Annotated in this window: 22 protein-coding genes; 5 read left to right on the forward strand and 17 right to left on the reverse strand. The window is 58.3% G+C overall.

Translation table 11 applies throughout. The features are described from left to right. Positions 1–57: 57 nt before the first annotated feature. A complete protein-coding gene (locus tag OSH04_RS06255; RefSeq protein ID WP_035271462.1) occupies positions 58–504 on the reverse strand; it encodes a MaoC family dehydratase in 447 nt (148 codons plus the stop codon). A gap of 374 nt (positions 505–878) precedes the next feature. On the opposite strand from OSH04_RS06255, the gene OSH04_RS06260 reads away from it, so the two are divergent. Continuing rightward, positions 879–1,694: an alpha/beta fold hydrolase gene (locus OSH04_RS06260; protein ID WP_060185596.1), complete on the forward strand. Its 816-nt coding sequence runs from the start codon at positions 879–881 to the stop codon at positions 1,692–1,694. A 65-nt stretch (positions 1,695–1,759) separates the two neighbouring features. On the opposite strand, the gene OSH04_RS06265 is transcribed toward OSH04_RS06260, so the two are convergent. The 8 genes from OSH04_RS06265 to OSH04_RS06300 form a co-directional block, all read right to left on the reverse strand. Continuing rightward, positions 1,760–2,785 (reverse strand): L-threonylcarbamoyladenylate synthase, encoded by a 1,026-nt coding sequence (locus tag OSH04_RS06265; protein WP_266108125.1) that lies wholly within the window; start codon positions 2,783–2,785, stop codon positions 1,760–1,762. After that, a complete protein-coding gene (locus tag OSH04_RS06270) occupies positions 2,778–3,959 on the reverse strand; it encodes a 5-(carboxyamino)imidazole ribonucleotide synthase (RefSeq protein ID WP_407066156.1) in 1,182 nt (393 codons plus the stop codon). Before OSH04_RS06270 ends, OSH04_RS06265 begins: the two co-directional genes overlap by 8 nt. A 15-nt stretch (positions 3,960–3,974) precedes the next feature. Next, positions 3,975–4,487: a 5-(carboxyamino)imidazole ribonucleotide mutase gene (purE, locus tag OSH04_RS06275; RefSeq protein WP_009455126.1), complete on the reverse strand. Its 513-nt coding sequence runs from the start codon at positions 4,485–4,487 to the stop codon at positions 3,975–3,977. 242 nt (positions 4,488–4,729) lie between these two features. Continuing rightward, positions 4,730–5,611: a phosphoribosylaminoimidazolesuccinocarboxamide synthase gene (locus tag OSH04_RS06280; protein ID WP_009455127.1), complete on the reverse strand. Its 882-nt coding sequence runs from the start codon at positions 5,609–5,611 to the stop codon at positions 4,730–4,732. 139 nt (positions 5,612–5,750) lie between these two features. Further along, the gene (fba, locus tag OSH04_RS06285) at positions 5,751–6,815 is read right to left on the reverse strand and encodes a class II fructose-bisphosphate aldolase (RefSeq protein ID WP_009455128.1); all 1,065 of its coding nucleotides are present in this window, start codon (positions 6,813–6,815) and stop codon (positions 5,751–5,753) included. Between the two features lie 81 nt (positions 6,816–6,896). Next, entirely contained in the window at positions 6,897–7,526 is a 630-nt protein-coding gene (gene mog / locus OSH04_RS06290; protein ID WP_052159344.1) for a molybdopterin adenylyltransferase, read from the reverse strand. Positions 7,527–7,606: 80 nt separating this feature from the next. Continuing rightward, a complete protein-coding gene (locus tag OSH04_RS06295) occupies positions 7,607–8,365 on the reverse strand; it encodes an SDR family oxidoreductase (protein ID WP_009455130.1) in 759 nt (252 codons plus the stop codon). A 136-nt stretch (positions 8,366–8,501) separates the two neighbouring features. Next, positions 8,502–9,944, reverse strand: coding sequence for an aldehyde dehydrogenase family protein (locus OSH04_RS06300; RefSeq protein ID WP_083054125.1), 1,443 nt, complete (start codon positions 9,942–9,944; stop codon positions 8,502–8,504). 75 nt (positions 9,945–10,019) lie between these two features. Here OSH04_RS06300 and OSH04_RS06305 point away from each other — a divergent pair, with 75 nt between their 5' ends. Both OSH04_RS06305 and OSH04_RS06310 read left to right on the forward strand, forming a co-directional pair. Further along, a complete protein-coding gene (locus OSH04_RS06305) occupies positions 10,020–10,862 on the forward strand; it encodes an NAD-dependent epimerase/dehydratase family protein (RefSeq protein WP_266108126.1) in 843 nt (280 codons plus the stop codon). A gap of 10 nt (positions 10,863–10,872) precedes the next feature. Further along, positions 10,873–11,052 carry a type II toxin-antitoxin system HicB family antitoxin gene (locus OSH04_RS06310; RefSeq protein WP_238441692.1) on the forward strand — a complete coding sequence of 60 codons (180 nt, stop codon included), beginning with the start codon at positions 10,873–10,875 and terminating at the stop codon, positions 11,050–11,052. Positions 11,053–11,186: 134 nt separating this feature from the next. Here OSH04_RS06310 and OSH04_RS06315 read toward each other — a convergent pair whose 3' ends face one another. From OSH04_RS06315 to tkt, 3 genes are all read right to left on the reverse strand, one after another. Continuing rightward, positions 11,187–12,377 carry a phosphoglycerate kinase gene (locus OSH04_RS06315; protein ID WP_063688601.1) on the reverse strand — a complete coding sequence of 397 codons (1,191 nt, stop codon included), beginning with the start codon at positions 12,375–12,377 and terminating at the stop codon, positions 11,187–11,189. Between the two features lie 62 nt (positions 12,378–12,439). Next, positions 12,440–13,453, reverse strand: coding sequence for a type I glyceraldehyde-3-phosphate dehydrogenase (gap, locus tag OSH04_RS06320; protein ID WP_009455139.1), 1,014 nt, complete (start codon positions 13,451–13,453; stop codon positions 12,440–12,442). Between the two features lie 12 nt (positions 13,454–13,465). After that, positions 13,466–15,511, reverse strand: a complete 2,046-nt coding sequence (gene tkt, locus OSH04_RS06325; RefSeq protein WP_035271142.1) for a transketolase — start codon at positions 15,509–15,511, stop codon at positions 13,466–13,468. A gap of 194 nt (positions 15,512–15,705) precedes the next feature. On the opposite strand from tkt, the gene OSH04_RS06330 reads away from it, so the two are divergent. Further along, positions 15,706–16,434: a 16S rRNA (uracil(1498)-N(3))-methyltransferase gene (locus OSH04_RS06330; RefSeq protein WP_251197166.1), complete on the forward strand. Its 729-nt coding sequence runs from the start codon at positions 15,706–15,708 to the stop codon at positions 16,432–16,434. A gap of 3 nt (positions 16,435–16,437) precedes the next feature. Here the strand turns inward: OSH04_RS06330 and OSH04_RS06335 are convergent, their stop codons facing one another. The 4 genes from OSH04_RS06335 to OSH04_RS06350 all read right to left on the reverse strand — a co-directional run bounded on the left by OSH04_RS06335 (position 16,438) and on the right by OSH04_RS06350 (position 21,520). Further along, positions 16,438–16,905, reverse strand: a complete 468-nt coding sequence (locus tag OSH04_RS06335) for a barstar family protein (RefSeq protein WP_009455142.1) — start codon at positions 16,903–16,905, stop codon at positions 16,438–16,440. Next, the gene (locus OSH04_RS06340) at positions 16,905–18,101 is read right to left on the reverse strand and encodes a patatin-like phospholipase family protein (RefSeq protein WP_035271147.1); all 1,197 of its coding nucleotides are present in this window, start codon (positions 18,099–18,101) and stop codon (positions 16,905–16,907) included. Before OSH04_RS06340 ends, OSH04_RS06335 begins: the two co-directional genes overlap by 1 nt. 8 nt (positions 18,102–18,109) lie before the next feature. Further along, positions 18,110–20,404 (reverse strand): NADP-dependent malic enzyme, encoded by a 2,295-nt coding sequence (locus OSH04_RS06345; RefSeq protein WP_266108128.1) that lies wholly within the window; start codon positions 20,402–20,404, stop codon positions 18,110–18,112. Between the two features lie 216 nt (positions 20,405–20,620). Further along, positions 20,621–21,520, reverse strand: a complete 900-nt coding sequence (locus tag OSH04_RS06350) for a hypothetical protein (RefSeq protein ID WP_203145078.1) — start codon at positions 21,518–21,520, stop codon at positions 20,621–20,623. 142 nt (positions 21,521–21,662) lie between these two features. Between OSH04_RS06350 and OSH04_RS06355 the strand changes: the two genes are divergently transcribed. After that, positions 21,663–22,823 carry a pyridoxal phosphate-dependent aminotransferase gene (locus tag OSH04_RS06355; protein WP_026485133.1) on the forward strand — a complete coding sequence of 387 codons (1,161 nt, stop codon included), beginning with the start codon at positions 21,663–21,665 and terminating at the stop codon, positions 22,821–22,823. Positions 22,824–22,917: 94 nt separating this feature from the next. Here OSH04_RS06355 and OSH04_RS06360 read toward each other — a convergent pair whose 3' ends face one another. Beyond that, positions 22,918–23,757: a lytic transglycosylase domain-containing protein gene (locus OSH04_RS06360; RefSeq protein WP_035271154.1), complete on the reverse strand. Its 840-nt coding sequence runs from the start codon at positions 23,755–23,757 to the stop codon at positions 22,918–22,920. Between the last annotated feature and the right edge of the window lie 50 nt (positions 23,758–23,807).

The raw sequence follows: 23,807 nt of genomic DNA on the forward strand, positions 1-23,807 counted from the left end.
AAGATCAAAATGGCCGCTGGAAAGTTGGTAAACCAAAACTATGCGGTGGCGGTCTTTTTATTCTTGTTCGGACTTCAACTCAAACATGCTGGTCGATTCCATTTCCAGCACCAGCTCATCACGCTGATTGAACACATTCCAATTCCAGCGAATGATACCCAGATCTGAACGGCTGCTGGACACACGCTTGGACGCCACCGTGGCCTCCAGACGGATTGAATCACCGGCCCGCACAGGCAAAACCCAGCGCAGACGCTCCAGACCGGGCGAACCAAAGGACTCGGAATCGTGCAAGGCAGAATCCACGGCCATGCGCATGGTTTTGCCGCAAGTGAGCCAGCCGCTGGCGATCAAACCGCCCCAATGGCCCTCTTCGGCCTGCTTGTCGTCAATATGAAAGGACTGCGGATCGTATTTCTGGGCAAATTCCAGCATTTCTTCGCGAGTCACAGGGACAAGTGGGTGCTTGATGACCATACCCACTTCAAATTCAGCAAATTTCATGTTGTTGTACAACGAAAAAAGCCCCCACGCTGCACCTTCGGCTTGCTGCCCCCCGAGGGGGAGTTTTTGCCTTGGGGCGGCCCGGCGACAAAAAAAGCCCCCACGCTACACCTTCGGCTTGCTGCCCCTCCAAGGGGGAGCTTTCACCTTGGAACGGCCCGGCGGCAAAAAAGATCGAGATCGCCACTCTACCATCTCTGCCAGAATTTGCAGCCCCTGCCCCTACTGCGCCACAAACCGCAGCAAACTGTCCACATCCGGTATCAGGAGAAGCCAGCCTGTGCGTCTTATACCAATCTATGGCATAAAGAGAGTTTCCTGATTACTAATTACCTGAGCGCCCGGTTTGTTCGGGGCTATGCACAACCAAGGCTATGACAACACTCGATTCATCTTTGCAATTTGCGAGCCTGACTCAGGGCTCACAAGCCATCCAGCTGGAATATCAACGCATTGCCCCCGAACGGGAAACCGCCCCTTTGCTGGTGTTCCTGCACGAAGGTCTGGGCTCGATTGCCATGTGGAAAGACTGGCCGGCACAACTGTGCGAACAAACCGGCTGTAGCGGCCTGATGTATTCCCGCTATGGCTATGGCCGCAGCACCCCTCGCCCGGATAATCGCCCCAAAGAGCCCGACTACCTGCATGAGCAGTCGCTGGACGTGCTGCCTCAACTACTGGAGCAACTGGGCGAAGACGGCAAGAAGCGCCCGATTGTGCTGGTCGGCCACAGCGATGGTGGCTCGATTGCCCTGCTGGCGGCCAGTGGCTTTAGCGACAAGCTGCAAGGCATTGTAGTGATGGCCCCGCACCTGTTCGTGGAAGACATTTCCCTGCGCGGCATTCTGGTTGCCCGCGAAGCCTACGAGCAAGGCTTTTTACGCGAACGTCTGGGCCGCTATCACGATGATGTGGAATCCGCTTTCTGGGGCTGGAACGCCACCTGGACCGATCCCCGATTCCGCGACTGGAATATTGAACAAGAGGTCAGCCGTATCACCTGCCCGATTCTGGCGATTCAGGGCGTAGATGATGAGTACGGCACGCTGGAACAGATCCGCCGCATCAAGGAGCTGGTGCCCCACACGGAGCTGCTGGAACTGGAGCAATGCGGTCACCTGCCCTACCGGGATAAGGAAGCGCAGGTGAACCAGGCGATTGTGGACTTTCTGAAACGAACAGCCCGCTAAGTAGCGAACTCACTCAGTCCCTAAGCTCAGCCCTTAAAGCACACACGCACTACTAAACAGCAGACTTATTCAAAGGCTGCTGCTGCTCGGCCCAGGCGGTCATTGACCGCCTGCCAGTCCGGCGTATCCGGGCAACGCTGCACCCAAATATGTTGGTACTGGCCTTGGTCCAGACGACGCAACATGGCGTACAAGTCCTGGGCATAAAGCTGCGCATCCGGGCTGCACACATACCAGTCGTGCACCTCCGCCGAAAATGGCGGCAAGGAGGCAAAAGCGACAATGGCCTGCTTGCCCCCCTGGCTCAAAGCAGCCTGCACCGCAGCCGCTCTATTTTCATCAAATAAAGACAGAGGGGTACGAGGCGCATAGTGCGCTTTCAAGCTGCCCGAAACCTGTGGGGCTTGTTGATCCGGGCTGGCGGGTTCGTAGCCGATAACCTCGGCAATCATGGCGGCGCTAATGTGGCCAGGCCGCAAAAGCACGGCACCCACACCTTGATGAGTACGCGACACGTCCACAATGGTGGACTCGATGCCCACTTCCGACGGGCCCGCTTCCACAATCAGCAGTTCCTCTGCACTCATGTCCGCGAATTCATCGCGTACATGGCTGGCCGCCGTGGGCGATACCTGACCGAACTTGTTGGCCGAAGGCGCCGCCACACCGGCCTGACCGCTGGGCTTGAGTTCTGCCATGCGCTTGAGCAAAGCCTGTGCCACCGGATGGGAAGGGCAACGAATACCAATGCTGCTTTGCCCGCCACTGACCGTATCCGGAATAGCCGGATTGCGCGGCAAGATCAGCGTCAAAGGACCCGGCCAGAAGGCATCAATCAATTGCTGCGCCACGGGCGGAATATCCGTCACCCAATAACGCAAGTCGGCACCGGGGGCCACATGCACAATCAAGGGATGATTCGCAGGGCGGCCCTTGGCTTTGTAAATCAGTTGCACCGCCGCCGGGTTTTCTGCATCCGCGCCCAGACCGTAGACTGTCTCGGTTGGAAAGGCCACCAGCCCCCCTTGTGCCAGCACACGGGCGGCTTGCTCTATCTGCTGCTCGGAAGGGCTACGGGTGGAATCACTCATGATCAAACGCGATACGCAAGGCAGCGGCGGCTCGGGCAGTGCGTTCACGCACTTGCTGATCCGACTCGCCCACAATATTGACGTGACCCATCTTGCGGCCAACACGGGCCTCGGCCTTGCCGTACAGGTGCAAGGACACGCCAGGCACAGCCAGCAAGGCAGCCCAATCAGGTTCACGCATCTGGCCCTGTTCATCAAACCAGATATCGCCCAGGATGTTGAGCATCATGGAAGGACACAAAGCGCTGGTATCACCCAAAGGCAAGGCCGCCATCACGCGGGCTTGCTGTTCAAACTGGCTGGTGACGCAGGCGTTCATGGTGTAGTGACCGCTATTGTGCGGACGGGGAGCCACCTCATTGGCTAACAAACGGCCATCTTCCAGAATGAAGAACTCCACACACAAGACACCCACGTAGTCCAGCGTACGGGCGATAGCGGCAGCCGCCTGACGGGCCTGCTCGGACAAGGCATCATCCTGAAACTGGGCGCTGATGGTGGACACGGCCAAAATGCCATCACGGTGCTCATTACGGGCACATGGGAAGGTTTTGACCTGATCGTCCAGGCCACGGGCCAAGACAACCGAAATTTCGGATTTCAAGGGTTGCAGGGCTTCCAGCACACAGGCCTGGGAACCGAACTCCTTGAAGGCAGCCAGCCCCTGTTCACGGTCTGCCACACGTGCCTGACCCTTGCCGTCGTAACCAAAACGCGCAGTCTTCAAAATGCCGGGGAACAAGGCGCTGTCAGCGGCCTGCAAATCGTCCAGGCTTTCGATGGCCGCATAAGGAGCCACCGGCACACCGGCCTGCGCGATAAAGGCTTTTTCACGAATACGATCCTGCACAATGCCTACGGCATCACCAGACGGTGTGACTCGTGTGTGCTGGGCCAAGGTCAGCAAGGACTGCGCCGGGACGTTCTCGAACTCGGTACTGACGGCTTGGCACAAGTCCCCCAGACGGGAAAGCGCTTGTGCGTCATCGTAGGCCGCACAGATATGCAGATCCGCCACTGCGCCTGCAGGGCTATGGGTGTCCGGGTCCAGCACGGCCACCTTGTAGCCCAGGCTTTGGGCGCTATGGCAGAACATGCGGCCCAGTTGGCCGCCTCCAATCATGCCCAGCCAGGAGCCAGGGACCAGAAGGGCAACATCAGTCATGGGGGTCATCATCACAAAATAAAATCAGGCAGTAGCAGGAGGAACACGCATAGCTCGGGCGGCCTCGGTCTGGCGGGCACGGTACGCAATCAGTTTTTCAGTCAGCACAGCATCGTTGACCGCCAGATTGGCAATCACGTGCAGCGCGGCATTGGCGGCACCAGCCTCGCCAATGGCAAAGGTAGCAACCGGCACGCCCTTGGGCATTTGCACAATCGACAGCAGGGAATCTTCACCGCGCAGGTAGCGCGAAGGTACAGGTACGCCAAACACGGGCAAGTGCGTCAGGGCAGCCAGCATGCCGGGCAAGTGAGCCGCGCCGCCTGCACCGGCAATAATGGCTTTCAGGCCACGGGCCGGAGCCTGGGCACCATAGTCCACCATATCAATCGGCATGCGGTGGGCAGAGACCACACGGCACTCATAGGACACGCCAAATTCGTCCAGAATGGCCACAGCCTGGCTCATGACATCCCAGTCGCTGGAGGAACCCATCACAATGCCCACTGTGGGGGCCGCAGGAGTTTGTACGCTCATTAGAGATACGCCCTAAAAGGAAGAAGGCGCCATGCTGCCAGGCGCCTTGGTAAATAGAAAAACAGCAGGGTCCATCCAATGATGGGTTTTCCGGCGAGGCAGACTTTGCTCTGCCCATCGCCCTCCCCCAAAGCCCGGCTCGCTGTAGCTAAGTCGTCCAAGGACATGCAGCCGCTTGGCACCCTGCGAAGGACGAGCAGGCAGCTCGTTTACGGCGAGCGCCTGTCCGGGCTGTAAATCGTTCACGCTGTCAGGCGTTCCAGGGCTTCACGGTATTTGTCAGCCGTACGCTCGGCCACCTCAGCAGGCAAGCGAGGAGCGGGTGGCGTCTTGTCCCAAACCTGGGTTTCCAACCAATCGCGCACAAATTGCTTGTCGTAAGACGGTGGGCTGATGCCTTCGGCATAGCTGTCGGCTGGCCAGAAACGCGAGGAATCCGGGGTCAGCACTTCATCCATCAAATGCAACTGGCCTTGATCGTCCAGGCCAAACTCAAATTTGGTATCGGCAATCAGAATGCCACGGCTGGCCGCGTAGTCAGCAGCTTCGGTGTACAAACGCAAGGTCACATCACGGATTTGCTCGGCCAGCTCCTGACCGACTTCCTTGACCACGTGGGCGAAATCCACGTTCTCGTCATGCGAGCCCATTTCTGCTTTGGCAGCCGGCGTAAACAGCACATGAGGCAGCTTGGCCGCTTGCTTCAGGCCAGCCGGCAAGGTGATGCCACATACCGCGCCGGTAGCCTGGTAGTCTTTCCAGCCCGAACCAATCAGATAACCACGAGCCACGGCTTCCACCATGATGGGCTTCAAGCGCTTGACCACCATGGAGCGGCCTTCCACTTGGGCGCGCTCTTCAGGCGCCACCACATCAACCGGGTTCACGCCAGTGGTGTGATTAGGGATGATGTGCGCCAGCTTGTTCAGCCAGAACTCGGTCATCTGCGTCAAGACAGCGCCCTTGCCGGGAATGGGATCGTCCAGAATCACATCGAATGCCGAAATGCGATCACTGGCCACAATCAACAACTTGTCCTCACCCACCGCATACATGTCCCGAACTTTGCCGCGCGCGAGTAGCGGCAGGGAGCTCAGGCTGGATTGATGTAAGGGCTCTTGCACGATTTCATCCTTAAAACGAAAACATCCCGCTGACTATGGATGCAGGCGGGACGACAATCCCGGCGCCTGCGGCACCGGGCAAAGACGCGGAGACCGGGGCGGGCAGTCGTGCTGCCCACTCCTGCTCCGCCTGACAAAATTACTGAACGATCTGGGACAACTCGCCGGTGCTGTACTGGCGGGCGATTTCCTGCAAAGGAATGGCCTTGATCTTGGAGGCCTGACCGGCGGCACCAAACTGCTGGTAGCGGGCCACGCACACTTTCTTGGCGGCTTCGCGAGCAGGTTTCAGGTATTCGCGTGGGTCGAATTTCTCCGGGTTTTCGAACAGGAAACGACGGATGGCAGCGGTCATGGCCAAACGGATATCGGTGTCGATATTGACCTTGCGCACACCGTACTTGATGGCTTCCTGAATTTCTTCCACAGGCACGCCGTAGGTTTCTTTCATGTTGCCACCGAACTGGCGGATTTCAGCCAGCAGTTCCTGAGGCACACTGGAGCTGCCGTGCATGACCAGGTGAGTATTGGGCAAACGACGGTGAATTTCTTTCACGCGCTCGATGGACAAAATGTCGCCGGTAGGCTTGCGGGTGAACTTGTAAGCACCGTGGCTGGTACCGATGGCGATGGCCAGTGCATCCAGTTGAGTGCGTGTCACAAACTCAGCAGCCTGCTCGGGGTCGGTCAACAACTGGTCCAGAGTCAGAACGCCGTCAGCACCGTGACCGTCTTCCTTGTCGCCCTGCATGGTTTCCAGGGAACCCAGGCAGCCCAGTTCGCCTTCAACGGTCACGCCCAGCTTGTGAGCCATTTCGACCACTTTGCGGGTAACTTCCACGTTGTATTCAAAATCGGCAATGGTCTTGCCGTCGGGCAGCAAGGAGCCGTCCATCATCACACTGGAGAAACCCAGTTCGATAGCGCCTTTGCAAATCTCGGGGGACTGGCCGTGGTCCTGGTGCATCACCACAGGGATGTTGGGGTAGGACTCGACAGCAGCTTCGATCAGGTGACGCAGAAACGCTTCGCCTGCGTATTTACGGGCGCCGGCCGATGCCTGCATGATGACGGGGCTATCCGTCTCCGAGGCGGCTTCCATAATGGCCTGGACCTGCTCCAGGTTATTGACGTTGAACGCTGGAATACCATAACCGTGCTCGGCCGCGTGATCGAGCAGCTGGCGCATGGAAACTAGGGCCATGAGAAGACCTCCTGAAGACTAAAATAATTGAAAAACTTGGCCGGGCACGGTTCCGTGCACAGCCGATTGTTTGTAAGCGTATTAACTGGCGGTCCGACGCGCCGACTTGGGGCGGAACGCATTGACCACATGCTCGTGAGTTTGTGCGTAAGGTCCACCAATCAGGTCGATGCAATACGGGACTGCTGCAAAAATACCCGGCACCAATACTTGTCCGGTTTCTGAATCCCGTAATCCTTCCAGAGTTTCCTGAATGGCTTTGGGCTGCCCAGGCAGATTGATAATCAGAGCAGCGTGGTCCTGAATTTCTCGGATGACCGCAACTTGCCGCGACAAAATCGCTGTTGGTACGAATTTTAAACTGATTTGACGCATCTGTTCACCGAAACCGGGCATTTCGCGCGTTCCAGCGTCCAGAGTGGCCTCCGGCGTCACGTCGCGACGCGCCGGACCAGTGCCACCGGTAGTCAAAATCAGGTCGCAACCCGCTTCCACCAAGTCGACCAGGGTGTCGGTAATCTGGGCACGCTCGTCGGGAATCAGCCGTTCCAGATAGGCAGGCGCTACCGTCAAGGCGGAGTCCAGCCAGCTGCGCAGCGCCGGTATGCCTTGATCCTGGTACTGTCCGCTGGAGGCGCGATCTGAAACCGACACCAAGCCGATACGCAATTGATCCGGATGCTCGCGGGGAGACTGTCGATTGAATGTCATGCTTTTCCTTGGAAGCGAAATAAACTACAGGCCCTGAACGGGCCTGCCAATAGCACGATTGTAACGAATCGCAGTGGGGCTTAAATACAACGGCCGCCGTCTACTTCGATGCAAGTGCCTGTAATGAACTCGGCCTCGTCCGAGGCCAGATACAGCGCTGCCGCTGCCACGTCCTTGGGTGTGCAAAAACGTCCCAGCGGAATTCCCGCCAAGAAACGGCTGCGGTTTTCCGGCGTATCGGGCATGCCCATGAACTGTTCCAGCAACGCCGTGTCACCAATCACCGGATTAATGCAGTTCACCCGGATATTATCCGGCCCCAACTCGGCCGCCATACCCTTGCTGATCGTTACCACCGCGCCCTTGGTGCCGTTGTACCAGACCAGTCCGGGGCGCGGACGCAAGGCGGCGGTAGACGCAATATTGATGAAAGAGCCCGAGCCCTGGGCGCGCAGATACGGCACAAAGTGTTTGGCGGTCCAGTAAATGCTTTTCACGTTGACGGCATAGACCAGATCGAACTCGCTTTCGCTGACCTCCAGCAACGGTTTATTGCGATGCGTGGTGCCCGCATTGTTCACCACAATATGCAGCCCACCGCATTCGCGCAGGGCAATATCCAACAGGGCATGAACTTCGTCCCCTTGCGAGACATCGCAAGCGGCAAAAATGGCCTGACCACCCTGTGCCTGAATCTGGGCCGCTGCGGCCTGCCCTTGCTCTGCATTCAGGTCGGCAATCAGTACACGCGCTCCTTCGCGTGCAAAGCGCTGTGCAATGCCCAGGCCAAAACCCGATGCACCGCCCGTCACGATAGCCACTTTGTCTTGCAATCGCATGTTTGTCTCCTTCTGCTTTTTATATAGAAATGGCGGCATTGCGCCGCCATCGGTGAAACCTGTTTAGCGTTCAGTTGCCATGCTGCCAGAAAACCCGAACCTCCACAGCCGCGCTTACCCCTAAATACCCCTACGATCAGCTGGCCGCATGACGTAGCGCAACCGTTTTCAGGGAAGTCAGGGCGTACAAGGCTTCAAAGCCCTTCTCGCGGCCTATGCCGGACTGGCCGGTTCCACCAAAAGGCAGTTCCACCCCGCCTGCCGCACCGTAATTATTCACAAAGACCTGCCCGGCTCGCAGTTGCCGGGCCATACGCACTTGACGAGCCCCGTCGCGGGTCCAGACCCCGGCCACCAAACTGTAAGGCGTGCCATTGGCCATGGCGATGGCTTCTTCCTCTGTACCGAAGGGCTGGGCCACCAGAACAGGACCGAAGATTTCCTCCTGCGCCAGACGATGTTCAACAGGCACATGGCCCAATAAAACAGGTACTTGGTAAAAGCCGCCTGCGGGGGCCTTGGAGTCCAGCTTGCCTTGCGCCAGCACCACAATGCCGTCCTGGTCCAGATTTTCCAGATAGGAACGCACCCGCGCTTGCTGCTGCGCGCTGATCAGGGGACCGCAATCCAGATTGTCGCTGGCCGCCCCGGTCAGCAGCGCCTTGAAGGCTTCGGCCAGACGCTCGGTAAAGTCGCCATAAATAGCGCGCTGAATCAGCACTCGACTCCCTGCCGAGCAGGTCTGCCCTGCGTTCTGCACAATCGCATTGACCACGACCGGCAAAGCGGCATCCAGATCCGCATCCGAGAACACGATTTGTGGAGACTTGCCGCCCAGCTCCAAGGTGACCGGCACAAAATTCTGTGCTGCTTGCAAGGCCACCTGACGGCCTGTGCCGGGAGAGCCAGTAAAGGAAATGTGATTGATATCCGGATGAGCAGACAGAGCCTGCCCGGCTTCACTACCCAGCCCCGTGCAGATATTCAGCACTCCCGCTGGCAAACCCGCTTCGTGCAACAACTCGGCCACGCGCAGCAAGGACAGGCTGGCATCCTCTGCCGGTTTCACCACGCAGGTATTACCCGCAGCCAGGGACGCGGCTACGCTGCGCCCGAAGATCTGCAAGGGGTAATTCCAGGGGATGATGTGCGCGGTAACTCCCAAGGGTTCACGCAAGGTGAACGCCGTCATCTCCCAGCCCAGCGGGATAGTTTGACCATGCAGCTTGTCCACCGCGCCCGCATAGAACTCAAAATAGCGGACAATGGCAGCAGCATCGGACTGGGCCTGACGCAAAGGCTTGCCGGTATCGCGAGATTCCAGCCGCGCCAGCTCCTCTCGGGCATCAGACAGAGTTCGAGCGCAACGCAGCAATAACTGGCTGCGTTGGGCGGCCGTCAGACGGCTCCACGGCCCCTGGCTGGCACGTCGGGCGGCCTGTACGGCCCAATCAATATCCACCTCGGACGATTGCGCCAAGCGGGCGAAGGTCTCGCCTGTGGAGGGGTCGATAACCGGTAGCAAACCACCGCCCTCCGCGCCAAGTTGCTGTCCGTCAATCCAATTGCGACACTCCATGACCGCCTCCAATGCTATTGTTATCTCAGCCAATCGAGCTTTGCTCGAGATCATTCTACTCAAGGACCTGCTGCTTTGGACTCTCGACAACGTACTTTGCTCTTAGCGGGCGCTGGCGATCTGGGCACCCGCACCGGGATGCTGGCCCGCCATCACGAATGGCCGGTGATCGGCCTGCGCCGTCATGTTCCCCTGGACGATCACAGCGGGATCGAATGGGTGGAAGCTGATTTGAGCGAGCCCACCTCCCTGCGCCTGAAGCACCGTAAAATCACCCACGTACTTTACGCTGTCTCTCCCGACCAGCGTAGCCAGGCTGCTTATGAGCGGGTATTTCTGCACGGTCTGGAAAACCTGCTCAACGAGCTGGACCTAAAAGCCTTGAAACGCTTTGTCTTTGTATCATCCAGCGCCGTCTACGGGCCGAGCACTGAATGGGTGGACGAGAACTCGCCCACAGAGCCTACGCAATTCAATGGCCGAGTACTGCTGGAGGCCGAGCAGCTGCTGCACCACCGCATCCCGGCCCAAGCCGTCGTCATCCGCCCCAGCGGCCTGTACGGGCCAGGGCGTACTCAATTACTGGACCGCCTGCGTGAAGGCCGCGCAACAGTGCCGGACGATCCGGAGCACTGGGCCAACCGCCTGCATATTGAAGACGCTGCGCGTGCCTGCTGGCACCTGCTACGCACTCCCGCGCCCTTCCCTTGCTACATAGGTACGGATAGCCGCCCTTATCGAATTACCGAACTGTATGACGGACTGGCGGATCTACTGGAAGTGGCCCACCCAGAACGACGCCAATCCAATGAAGGTGGCAAACGTCTGAGCAACCAGCGACTGCTGGACAGCGGCTTTCAGCTGGATTGGCCGGATGCGATGCAAGGGTATGCTCAGTTGATTAAAGATGGGGCGTGAAGCGCAGTCCATGCTCTATCCACTCCACGTGCACAAGGATGAACATAGCGCCTATGGCGCGCGCTTCCCCGACTTCCCAGGCTGTTTTGCAGCAGCTGATGAATTACAGAATCTTGCTCGGGCTGCCCAAGAAGCGGTTAAGGCACACTGCTTCGGTGATAGCTCCCCCCCCCTCACCGACCACACCTGAAGACTGGTTTGAACATGAGGACTATAAAGAGGGGTGTTGGATGATGGTCGATATTGGCCTATCCAAGTAGGCAGAAAACAAAAAAGCCAGCCAACGTTCGTTGACTGGCTTTTTCTTACGAAGCAAAGACTGGCTTAAGCCTTGTCTTCCAACGCAGCCACGGCTGGCAAACGCTTGCCTTCCAGGAATTCCAGGAATGCGCCGCCGCCGGTGGAGATGTAGTCCACATCGTCACCAATATTGAACTGGGCAATCGCTGCCAGGGTGTCGCCACCGCCCGCAATCGAGAAGGCCTTGGAGCCTGCAATCGCGCGCGACAGGGTTTCGGTGCCTTGTGCGAAGGCCGGGAACTCGAACACGCCCAGAGGGCCGTTCCAGACCACGGTGCCAGCCTTGGCGATGATGTCAGCGATCTGCTGAGCCGTTTGCGGGCCCACGTCCAGAATCATGTCATCGTCCTGAACCTGATCAGCAGCCTTGATTTCAGCCGCTGCATCAGCGGCAAAGGACTTGGCGCACACCACATCCACAGGGATAGGCACCTCGGCACCGCGCTCTTTCATGATGCGGATCACTTCACGGGCTTCTTCCAACTGGCTTTCTTCCACCAGGGATTTGCCCACGGACAGGCCACTAGCCATCATGAAGGTATTGGCAATGCCGCCACCGACCACCAGTTGGTCAACCTTTTCAGCCAAAGCGCGCAGGATGGACAGTTTGGTGGACACCTTGGCACCACCCACAATCGCGACCAGAGGACGGGCAGGCTGGTTCAGGGCACGGCCCAAGGCCTTCAACTCGGCTTCCAGCAAAGGACCGGCACAAGCCACGGGAGCAAAGCGGGCGATACCTTCGGTAGTCGCTTCAGCACGGTGAGCCGTACCAAAGGCGTCGTTTACGTAAACGTCACACAAGGCTGCCATTTTGCGAGCCAACTCGGGATCGTTCTTCTTTTCCCCCACATTGCAGCGGCAGTTCTCCAGCAAGACCACTTGACCGGGCGACACTTGCACGCCATCCAGCCAATTGCGACGCAGCTCAACGGGCATGCCCAGCAACTCGGACAAACGTTGCACCACGGGCTCCAGCGAATCCACAGGCTGGCACTCGCCTTCTTTAGGGCGACCCAGGTGAGACGTGACCATCACCGCAGCGCCGGCATCCAGCGCCATGCGAATGGCAGGCACCGAGGCACGCACGCGCGTATCTTCGGTGATACGTCCGTCTTGCAGGGGGACATTCAGATCAGAGCGGATAAATACCCGCTTGCCTCGCAGCGCGTCCGTTTCGGCCAACGCAGACAAGGTCTTGATGCTTGTAGACATGATTTTTTGTTCTGGGAATTAACGTGACAGGGGCGGGAAATCCCGCCCCTGCTATTCAGATCTTACTTGGCCGACATCAGTGCGATGGTGCTGTCGAGCATGCGAATGGAGAAGGCCCATTCGTTGTCGTACCAGGCAGCCACTTTAACCATATTGCCGCCGGTCACCTTGGTCAGCAGGGAGTCAACCGTGCTGGAGGCGGTAGTGTGGTTGAAGTCGATGGAAACCAGAGGCTCGGTGCAGTAGTCCAGAATGCCCTTCATGGCGCCTTCCGAAGCGGCTTTCAGAATACCGTTCACTTCTTCAACGCTGGTGTTGCGGCTGGCCACGAAAGTCAGGTCAACCATGGACACGTTGATGGTGGGAACGCGCACGGCGTAACCGTCCAGCTTGCCATTCAGTTCTGGCAGCACCAGACCCACGGCAGCCGCTGCGCCGGTCTTGGTGGGGATCATGCTGCTGGTGGCCGAACGGGCACGGCGCATGTCCTTGTGACGCACGTCGGTCAGAACCTGGTCGTTGGTGTAAGCGTGGATGGTGGTCATCAGACCGCTGACCACACCCAGTTCCTTGTGCAAAGGAGCAACCAGGGGAGCCAAACAGTTGGTGGTGCACGATGCGTTGGAGATAACGGTATCGGTGCTCTTCAGAATGTCGTGGTTCACGCCGTACACGATGGTGGCGTCCACATCCTTGCCACCGGGGGCCGAGATGATGACTTTCTTGGCACCGGCTTGAATGTGCTCACCAGCCTTTTCCTTGGTGGTGAAAGCGCCGGTACATTCCAGCACTACGTCCACACCCAGCTCAGCCCAAGGCAGGGTCAGCGCATCGCGCTGGCTCAGCAGGCGGATACGGTCGCCGTTGACCACCAGATGATCGCCATCCAGCGACACATCAGCGTTGAAACGGCCATGCACGGAGTCATAGCGAGTCAGGTGTTCGTTGATCTCGGCACCGCCCGAGGCGTTGATGGCCACGATCTCGATATCGTGTTTTTTGCCGTACTCGTAGTGGGCACGCAAGATCATGCGGCCGATACGACCATAACCATTGATTGCGACGCGAATCGTCATGTCAGACTCCAATTACAAAATTTCTTGAACGGCCGCAGCGACCTTCTCTGCTGTCAGACCAAAATGCTTGAACAGGACGCCAGCCGGGGCGGATTCGCCGTAAGTATCGATACCCACTACAGCGCCTTCCAGGCCCACGTACTTGAACCACAGACCTGTGGTACCGGCTTCAACCGCAACACGCGGGATGCCGGGTGTCAGGACCTGATCACGCCACTGCTTGTCCTGCGCGTCGAACAGGTTAGTACAAGGCATGGACACCACACGGGTCGCAATACCTTGCTGAGCCAACTGCTCCTGTGCTTGCAGCGCCAAACCCACTTCCGAGCCAGTTGCCATGATGATGGCGCGCGCATCTTGCGCATCACGCAGCACGTAGCCACCACGACGGATGTTCTGGATGGTTTGCGCATCGCGCTCGACGAAAGGCAGATTCTGGCGCGACAAGAGCAAGGCGCTAGGACCACCGTCCTGTACGTCCATACCGATGCTGGTAGGACGCTCGACCGAGCAAGCCCAGGCCACCGCCGTTTCCGTGGTGTCGCAAGGACGCCAGACATGCAGGTTGGGGATCAAACGCAGGCTGTTGGCGTGCTCGATGGACTGGTGTGTCGGACCGTCTTCGCCCAGACCGATGGAGTCGTGGGTGAATACGTGCACAACACGCTGCTTCATCAAGGCAGCCATACGGATGGCGTTGCGCGAGTAGTCGGAGAAAGTCAGGAAGGTGCCGCCAAAAGGCAGGTAACCACCGTGCAGAGCCAGACCATTCATGATGGCGGCCATACCGAATTCACGTACACCGTAGTTGATGTGGCGACCGAAATGCACACCGTCGGCGTGGGCACGTACGGCTTCGGCACCCTTCCAGTCGGTGAAGTTCGAGCCGGTCAGGTCAGCCGAGCCACCCAGCATTTCTGGCAGCACATTGACCAAAGCGCTAATGGCCAATTGCGAGGCTTTACGCGACGCAATGGTTTCGGCTTTCTGAGCGGTTTCTTCAATAAAGGCCTGTACTTTGGCGCTGTAGTCGGCAGGCAGCTCGCCTTTCAGACGGCGAGCCAGTTCTGCGGCCAGTTCAGGGTAAGCCTGGCTGTAAGCGTCAAAGCGCTTTTGCCATTCCGCTTGCTGGGCGCCGCCTTTTTCGCGGCAATCCCAACCTTGGTAGACTTCCTGAGGAATTTCAAACGGTCCGTGGTTCCAGTCCAGTGCTGCACGGGTGGCGGCAATTTCATCAGCGCCCAGTGGGGCACCGTGAACCTTCTCGGAACCGGCGGCGTTAGGAGCACCCTTGCCGATCACGGTACGGCAGCAAATCAGGGTAGGACCCGTGCCCTCTTTCGCGTTGCGGCGAGCCTGTTCAATCGCGCTATTGATCGAAGCGGCATCGTGGCCGTCAACCGCGCGTATCACGTTCCAGCCGTAGCTTTCAAAACGGGCGGGCGTATCGTCACCAAACCAGTTCTCGACCTTACCGTCGATGGAGATGCCGTTATCGTCGTACATCACGACCAGCTTGGACAGTTTCCAGGTACCGGCCAAGGAGCAAGCCTCGTGCGAGATACCTTCCATCAAACAGCCGTCGCCAGCGAAAACCCAGGTCAGGTGGTCGACCACATCGTGGCCTTCGCGGTTGAACTCGCGCGCCAACAAGGCTTCAGCCAATGCGAAGCCAACAGCATTGCCCAAACCCTGGCCCAAAGGACCTGTGGTGGTTTCCACGCCCGCGGTAATACCCACTTCAGGGTGGCCGGGAGTGCGTGAATGCATCTGACGGAAGTTGCGCAGCTCGTCCATGGGCAGGTCGTAGCCACTAAGGTGCAACAAAGCGTAGATCAGCATGGAACCGTGGCCGTTTGACAACACAAAACGGTCGCGATCAAACCAGGCAGGGTCGGCAGGGTTGTGTTTCAGGTGCCGGGACCAGAGAACCTGGGCGATATCGGCCATGCCCATGGGCGCACCGGGGTGGCCCGAATTAGCTTGTTGCACGGCATCCATAGACAAGGCACGGATGGCATTGGCTAGGGTTTTATCAGAGGCTGACGCAATATCCATTAGAAGCTCATTGGGGCGGCGGCGCGACAATTCCGACAGGCGGACGGCTCACGGCCCTGATTAGTTTATAAAACGCGCTATTTTAGCATTGCTGGCGCTAAATCGCCCCCACTTGAGCTGGGGCCTTGCGCTTTCTCCCCGAAGCCTGGGTACGGTATGCTTGTGCGGTTTTTTATGCTTGATGGTGTCTTGATATGGCAGCTCCCCGTTTCTACCACCCCCTGGACTTGACGGCCCAGACCGAGATCGCCCTGCCCGAGGCTCTGGCGCATCACGCTATCCGGGTGCTGCGTTTGAAGGACGGTCAGGACATTGTCCTGTTTGACGGGCGCGGAACCCAGTATCCCGCCACCTTGCGCATTGATGGCAAAAAGGGCTTTGCCAGCCTGGGCGATGCCCAAACACCTGTCCGCGAGCTGGCCGGTCGCATAACGGTGCTGCAAGGCATTGCCTCCAGCGACAAGATGGACTGGATTATTGAAAAAGCCGTGGAAATGGGCGTCAGCCGCTTTGTGCCGATTCGCGCGCAACGTAGCGTGCTGCAACTGAACGCGGAGCGACAGGCCAAGCGTATGGGCCATTGGCAAAGAGTGATTGAGTCGGCCAGCGAGCAGTGTGGTCGCAACCGCTTGATGGAACTGTCAGCGCCGCTGACATTGGCCGAATATTTCCGCGAGGCGGAAACTGGCCTGCATCTGTTCTGTGATCCCGATGCGCCCCAGCAATTGGCGCAGGCCATTGGACCGCAAGATCAGGCCATGACTATCATGATCGGCCCCGAAGGCGGGTGGTCGCCCGAAGAGCAGAAGGTGGCACTGGGAGCCCAGGCTCAGGCGATTCGTTTCGGGCACCGCGTGCTGCGAACCGAAACCGCCGCCTTGGCGCTGACAGCAGCGATCAGCGCCTTGCAAGGCTGGGAATAAGGCTTATTCTTCGTCCTGGCTGGAGTAGGAAGCAGGGGTCTCACCCGGTTCAGGGTCAGGATGCTTGCCAGCGTGCAGAACGACACATACAAAACGGCGCTCGTTATTCGAGGCCCAGGCATGCACATCTTCACATACGCCCAAAATAGCCTGGGCGTCTTTTTCCAATGCAGGATCACCACTGTGCAGATTGTCCAGCCACAGGGCCAGGCCTGCTTTCTGATCCAGCACGGTGTCACACAGGCAATCGTAGAGCGCATCCAGATTGCCACCAAAAAATTCAGGGTAATCGACAGCCTTGGCGACTGCTCGCAGCACAGCGGAACGATTGCGCGCACGATCGCAACTTACTTCCAGGGCGGTAAGCCCCTGGTCCTGTGCCTGCTCCAGAAAATCAGCAGCCGTCAGGCCCGTTGCGTCGAGCACACCGCCTTGTTGCAAAGCTTCTTGCAAAGTCAGGGATTGGCTCATCAGGACGCTTCCTTAAAAAACGCTAACACTTCTTCACGACGACTCATGGTATCGGTCTTTCCTAACTCGATCAGCTCTTGGGTGTAGCCGGACTCGAATAACAAATATGAAATTAATGCACCGCCTGTGGTCGGACCGGACTTTGAAGATACACCAAGTACTCGAAATAGGGTACGTGCAGCAGTTGGCATCTGATGAATATGCCGAGTGGCAATTTCATCCAGCGAGCGGCTGGGGGTGATGGCAAACGTGCTGACAGGACGCAGCGATTGGCTTTGTAATACATTTGCAGGCATATAGGCAAGCAATGTATTGATGCGTTCCATACGCTCAATATCCGTTGACACACTATCGAGGAATATGTTGGATAAAGCATAGCCACTGATCTGCGCCAAAGAGGGGTATGGCGGATCCTTGGATTCCTGTTCGTGATAGGTGTTGTCGGCGTATCCGGTACCCACAATCAGCACCTTGTGCGCTCCCAGATGAATGGCCGGACTGATGGGTGCCAACTGACGCATCGTCCCGTCCCCGCACCACTGAGTTTGCTTGCCCACTTGCAGAGACTGAGCCGGAAACATGAAGGGAATGGCGCTGGAAGCCATCAGGTGGTCCACCCCGATGACACCGGGGATGGCACGGCGCAGATTGCGCGTCCAGGGGCGAATACGCTCGTCAGACTGATAGAAAGTCAGGTGCTCACCAGTGGTGTAGGCCGCTGCTGTAATCGCCAGCGCGCCCACATGCTGCTGGGCCAGATTGCGCTGCAAACGGTCGAAGTCCAGGCTCTCTTCCAGCAGGTCGCGCAGGGGCGAATTATCCAGCATGGAGTGCGGCACATGGTCACGCAGACGCGGCGCCAGCCAGCCCAAGGCCAGCGTGGCCACCCAGTGCACACTGGTCGCCAGCAACTGCAAAGGGTCAGCATGAAAGATATCGTTGGTGCGCAACGAGCCCCACAGCTGTTGTATATGGTCTACAGCCTCATGAGGCCTGTCGGCGCGGCACGCCAATCCGGCCGCGTTGATGGAGCCTGCCGAAGAGCCACAAATAATATCGAAGGGATTGCGAAACTGAGGATTGCGATCAGGATCCAGCAGCTCCAGCAAACCGGCCAGCACCCCGGCCTGATACGCACCGCGCGCCCCGCCCCCATTCAGGACCAATGCCACAGGAGCGGGAGAGCGCTGGATCATGGTAGGTATCAGCCTTCAGTAGCGACGTTGGCATCCACTACCGTGACCGCCGTCATATTGACGATACGGCGCACCGAAGAAGTGGACGTCATGATGTGAACCGGTGCTCGTGCCCCCAACAGGAAGGGGCCGATTGCCACGTTACCACCGGCAGCCGTCTTGAGCAGGTTGTAGGCAATATTGCCCGCCTCCACATTCGGGCACACCAGCAAGTTCGCCTCGCCAGTCAGGGCCGAGGTGGGCAGGATTTGATGGCGGGCCTTTTCATCCAGCGCGCAATCGCCGTGCATTTCCCCGTCCACCTCCAGACTGGGGTCCAGCTTGCGCACACGCTCCAGCGCACCCCGCATGGTGACGGCGGCAGGCGAATCATTGGTGCCGAAGTTGGAGCTGGACAGCAAGGCCACCTTGGGTTCGATATTGAACTGACGCATCTTGCGAGCTGCCGCCAAGGTGATCTCGGCCACCTGATCCGAATCGGGATCGTGGTTCACGTGCGTGTCCGTCAAGGCCACGGTACGCTCGCTAAGCAGCAGAATATTCATGGCCGCATACGTTTCCACGCCGGGTGCCTTGCCAATCACCTGATCGACCAGCTCCAGATGGTTCTCGTAACGGCCCACCGTACCGCAAATCATGCCATCAGCATCACCCAGATGCAGCATCATGGCGCCGATCAAGGTTGGGCGACGACGCATTTCCACACGCGCCATCTCTTTACTGATACCGCGACGGGACATGATTTCCCAATAGCTGGTCCAGTAACGGTGAAAGCGATCATCCTGTTCGGGGTTGGTCACTTCCACATCAATGCCCAAACGCAGGCGCAGGCCATAGCGTTCAATACGTTGCTGCAGGACAGCCGGACGCCCCACCAGAATCGGGCTGGCCAAACCTTCATCCACAATAATCTGCACGGCGCGCAATACACGCTCGTCCTCACCCTCGGTAAAGACCACACGGGACTTGGCGCCGTCCTGCACCAGGCCACGGGCCAGCGAATAGATGGGCTTCATGAAGGAGCCGGACTTGTAGACGAACTGACGCAGCTGATAGATATAGCTTTTCAAATCCGCTATCGGACGCGTCGCCACGCCCTCGTCCATCGCCGCTTTGGCAACGGCAGGCGCAATGCGCACGATCAGGCGTGAATCGAACGGACGGGGAATAAAGAAGGATCGGCCAAAAGAAACCTCTTCCAGACCATAAGCAGCGGCTACGCCTTCATCCTGCTCTTCACGCGCCAGCTGACAAATAGCCAGCACAGCGGCTTTCTCCATGCCGCGCGTGATCGTGGTGGCTCCCACATCCAGCGCACCACGGAAGATATAAGGGAAGCACAGCACATTATTGACCTGGTTCGGGTAATCCGAACGGCCGGTTGCCATGACGACATCATCACGCACGGCGTGGGCATCTTCAGGCAGGATCTCGGGATTGGGATTGGCCAAGGCCAGAATCAGGGGCCGGGGAGCCATTTTCTTCAACATCTCGGGCTTGAGCACGCCACCGGCGGACAAGCCCAGAAACACATCGGCCCCCTCAATCACATCACTCAGGCTGCGGGCGTCGGTCTGCTTGGCAAAGCGGGCCAGCTCGGGCACGGGATTGCCGGGACGGCCTTCATACAGCACGCCATCAATATCCGTAACCCAGACATTTTCCAGCGGCAGCCCCATATCAATCATCAGGTCCAGGCAAGCCAGCGCGGCCGCACCGGCCCCCGAAGTCACCACCTTGACCTGCTTGATGTCTTTTTCCACCACGCTCAGGCCATTCAGAAAGGCGGCCGTCACACAAATGGCGGTGCCGTGCTGGTCGTCGTGGAAAACAGGAATGCTCATGCGTTGGCGCAGCTTGCGCTCCACCTCGAAACACTCGGGTGCTTTGATGTCTTCCAGATTGATGCCGCCAAAGGTCGGCTCCAGACCCGCAATAATGTCCACCAGCTTGTCTGGGTCGGTTTCATTGATCTCGATATCAAAGACATCCAGACCCGCAAAACTCTTGAACAGCACGGCCTTGCCTTCCATGACCGGCTTGGAAGCCAGCGCGCCAATATTGCCCAGGCCCAACACAGCGGTGCCGTTGGAAATCACCCCAACCAGATTGCCCCGACCGGTGTAGCGAAAGGCATTTTGCGGGTCGTTGACGATCTCCTCGCAAGCGGCCGCAACCCCAGGCGAATAGGCCAGTGCCAGATCGCGCTGGTTGGAGAGTTGCTTGGTCGGCGTGACCGATAACTTTCCGGGTCTGCCCTGCTCGTGATATTCCAGGGCTGCTTTCCGAAAATTGGCGTCCATGCTTATACCTACCCAAAAATCCATTCAAAACGGACCGGGATCGCCAGAGCGCTGCCATTGCCTGTCAGCGTGAATTAAAACAAGCGCGTGGCTTGATACGCTGAATGCTGTTCTTGTCTCCGAAACCCCAGTCGCCTTGCCTGGCCCTCAAGGCCAAAGCAAGGACCATTCTAGCCCTTGAGTTACAACATGGGTCAAGCACAGGCCTGGACAAACTTACAGCGTCTGGCCCGGATAGGAAAATCGGTCCGCTGGATCAAACAGCGCTTTGATGCGGCTATCCACATCCTGAGCTTGCCAGGCCTGCTCCTGATTCGGCCAGGACCAATCTTGCGGGTCCGAGCCGCTTAAAACGGCATCATCCAGCACCAGCCATTCCACCCAGGCCAAATCACCGCCGTGGCCCAGCATCAGATGAGCCAGATTAATGCCCTCGCCCTCAACCGGCTCCAGTGCATCCAGCCTATAGCGGCAAGGCCATTGTTCCTGTCTCAAGGCCTGCGTTTCGGATTCGCCCATCAATTGGAACAGGGCCGGAATCAACTGCTGCATGCGCAGGCTATCAAGCGGGTTGCGGTTTTCCTGACCAAAGGGCCCCAAAGCTGCCTGCGTGTTGTCAGCCAGAATGACCGAGCAATGCAACACGCCCGACAAGGCAGTGCGACCTGTGGGCCAATCATGCTGGCGTCGATCCGCCAGCCAGGCGGCCACGGTCATCCCGGCAGGCGCATTGGCCAGTCCTTGAAAACCTTTGGCTTCCATTTCACCCAGCAGACAGCCGGGCTGAACAAACCAGCGATTGGAGTTGGGCTCCAGACGGTCGCAGCGGGCCATCTGTCGGCCCGGTGCCAGAACAATCAAGGGACCATCGGTTTCACTGGCCTGCGGCACACCTTCCAGACACACCGTCACACCGTACTCGGCGGCCAGCGTCAACACCATATGGACATCCGCGCTGGAGGCAGGCTCCAGACGAGCCTGCTCGTGATCCGGTTCCGCACTGAGTTCTGACCACTCACCTTGAACCCGAGCTTTCAGACGTGAACAAAATGTCTGCCACGCTGTTTGGGGAGGACGACGCCCCATCAAAAATGCACGCCGCGACGAAGAAACCATAGACTTTTCCTGCAACAAACCTAAACTTGAGTCTCACTGGCCCGACGGTTTGTACCCCTACAGGGCACACGCACATGCCACAGCCACCTGACGCCCTTTTGAGCAAGGTCCTACAATACACTTTTTACCCGAGATTTGCCGTATGTCCCGCCTCGCCAGTCGTACCGAACATGTTCTTCCTTTTCATGCTGTTGAACTCTTCAAACAGGCTAATGCCCTGAAGGCCACGGGCCGCGACATTATCAGCCTGGGCATAGGCGAACCGGACTTCACCGCCCCGCAAGCCGTGGTCGATGCGCTGCATCAGGCCAGTAATCAAGGCTTGAGCCAGTACACCGCCCCTGCTGGTTTGACGGCTTTGCGTGAACGCATTGCCCTGTATTACGAGCAGCAGTTCCAGGCCCGTGTTGACCCATCCCGCATTGTGGTGACCGCAGGCGCATCGGGTGCCCTGTCGCTGGCAACTCTGGCACTGATCAATCCGGGTGACGAAGTGCTGATGCCCGATCCCTCCTACCCGGCCAACCAGAATTTCATCATGGCTGCGGGTGGCACAGCGCGCCTGATTCCCGCTTCGGCAGACGAGCGCTTTCAACTGAGCGCCCAGCACATTCGCGAACACTGGGGCCCCAAAACACGCGGCGTCCTGATTGCATCGCCCAACAACCCAACTGGCGCAACCATTTCCCGCCCTGCTCTGCAGGAGCTGATCAAGGAAGTGCGCGCCCGTGACGGCTTCATCATCATGGACGAGATCTATCTGGGTCTGTTTTATGAAGAAGCACCGCTCAGCGCCCTGACCCTGGATCAGGACATTATTGTTATCAATAGCTTTTCCAAGTACTTCCACATGACAGGCTGGCGTCTGGGCTGGTTGATCCTGCCCACCTGGATGACAGAGGCTTGCGAGCGCATGGCCGCCAGTCTGGCAATTTGCGCTCCCTCCCTGGCCCAACATGCCGCCCTGGCCTGCTTCGAACCTGAAACCATGGCGATTTATGAAGAGCGTCGCCTGGCCTTCAAACAGCGTCGTGATTATCTGCTGCCCGAGCTGGAGCGTCTGGGCCTGCGCGTACCCGTGCGCCCGGATGGCGCTTTCTATATTTATACGGATATTCGTGAGTACAGTCAGGACAGCGATGCCTTCTCGCAGCAACTGCTGCACGAGGCCGGTGTGGCCGCTGTGCCGGGCCGGGACTTTGGTACGGCCCACGCGCCTTACACCTTGCGCCTGTCCTACGCCACTGGCATGGACCGCTTGCAAGAAGCGATCAGTCGTCTGGGACAATTTCTGGGCCGCTAAACCCGGCATCGTTTCAGTCTGCCGGGCAATGCAGCCCGACTCCAGTAAAGTATTTCGGGCCGCAAGGCCCGATTTCTTTTTACATTCAGACTGTTTAGCGTGCCCGGACCGGAATGCCCGAGGCCAAGGCAATACGGCGACGTTCAGCCAGCACCTTCGCGCCATAGCCGCCATCGCTAGGCCCGGTTGCGCCCACATAACAGGCCAGGCCACCTTCAATAGACCCTCGGCGGCGAATACAGTCCGACAGAATCTGCGCACCCACCCGAATATTTGCCTCGGGGCTCAGCACGGCCAACGTCCCTTCCATATAGATATCGAACTTCTCTTTATGGACTTTGGTCATCACCTGCATCAGGCCCTGCGCACCTACATGACTTTCCGCATAGGGGTTGTAGCGTGACTCAATGGCGATCACCGCCAGAATCAGTTGGGGGTCCAGATTCTTTTCCTTGCCCACAATAAAAGCGGTGTGGATCAAGGCCCCCGCCACCGAATAGGCAATCTTGTACTTGCGCGCCAAATAGCTGCGCAAGGCCTGCTGCTGAGCCGCCGTGACGCCCGCAATGGGCTGCCCGGTGACCGAAGCACGCAGGTTCTTCATAAAGCCCTGATAAGTAGAGACAGCTTGCTGCTGTTCTGTCTGGCTCAAGTCCTCGCCCTCTTCGGACAGGTTGGGCTGTGTCTTGTCCGCTGGCCAGACCGCCTGGCTGTACGCATCGTATTTCACCGCCTCGGGGCGCAGGGTTTGCACGAGACCGGTATAAAGCTGGTTAAACTGAGCGCGCATCGACGGCACAACCACACAGGCTGCAATCGTCACCAGTACGGCAATGCCCAGGTACATGGCACACACGTGCACAAACTCACCGATGCGATACGTCAGGGTGCGGGCCGAGCGACTAAGTACATAGTCCATATCTTGGAAGCCCATGGGATCATCCTTAGTATTGCTAACTGCCCGATGTTAACCTTAGAACCTGT

This window comes from Alcaligenes nematophilus (assembly GCF_026344155.1).
In the GTDB taxonomy this organism is placed as follows: domain Bacteria; phylum Pseudomonadota; class Gammaproteobacteria; order Burkholderiales; family Burkholderiaceae_B; genus Alcaligenes; species Alcaligenes phenolicus.